Source organism: Mycobacterium sp. NAZ190054 (genome assembly GCF_001545925.1).
Lineage (GTDB): Bacteria > Actinomycetota > Actinomycetes > Mycobacteriales > Mycobacteriaceae > Mycobacterium.
Genome location: NZ_LMVQ01000506.1, coordinates 1 through 732, shown reverse-complemented (window position 1 = coordinate 732; position 732 = coordinate 1). Strand labels below are relative to the sequence as shown.

Annotated in this window: 2 pseudogenes; both read right to left on the bottom strand. The window is 68.4% G+C overall.

Annotated elements, in window-relative coordinates:
• Positions 1–136 (bottom strand): annotated as a pseudogene (gene mihF / locus ASJ79_RS31595) (integration host factor MihF); the annotation flags it as partial.
• Positions 137–605: 469 nt separating this feature from the next.
• Positions 606–732 (bottom strand): annotated as a pseudogene (locus ASJ79_RS31590) (MaoC/PaaZ C-terminal domain-containing protein); the annotation flags it as partial.

Genomic DNA, 732 nt, shown 5'->3' with positions numbered 1-732 from the left:
CGTCCTGGAGCACCTGCTTGAGGTTGGTGCCGCCGCGCTTGAGCCGGTCTTTGAGCTCGGCTCGTGCTCGACGTGCGGCAGCAGCCTTCTCCAACGCTGCCGCGCGCTGTTCGTCGGTCAACTGGGGAAGGGCCACGGGTTTCCTCCGTATCGTCCATCAACTGATTTGTCTCGGCTGGTAGTGGCGGAACCAGAACCAGCCAGCGTGGACGACCGTACCCACGCCGACTGACGAAAGCTAACCCCACCCCCGGCTTGTCGCATCAAAACCCCAGCGTGTAGGGCGCTACCGGGTGGTCGGACGTGCCTCGGCGACGGGCGGACGACGTACCCCCGCCGACCACCCGCAACGCCAAATGGCCTGCATAACGTGGGTATTCGCAGTTTCAAGCTGTTTGCCGGAGAAAGTTCGCCCCGCACGGCCGGCGCACGGGCCACGCCCCGGTGGCGTCGCCTGAGAATTTCGCTGGTCATCGCGTGTCGGGCGTGTCGCGCGGCCCGTCGCGAGGTGGTCGCTATCTCCCCAGGTAGGCGACGGAGTCGCGCATCCGCGCGGCGGCGTCGCGCAGCACTGCGACGTCCGGGCCGGCCCGCAGCACCTCGCGGGAGACGAATCCGGCGCCGAGGCCCATCGTGAGCATCCCGTGCGCGATCACGTCGGGCAGCCCGGCCAGCTTGGCGATCTCCTCGTCCCAGTGGATCGGGTTGGCGTCCCCGGCCACCCCGGCATAG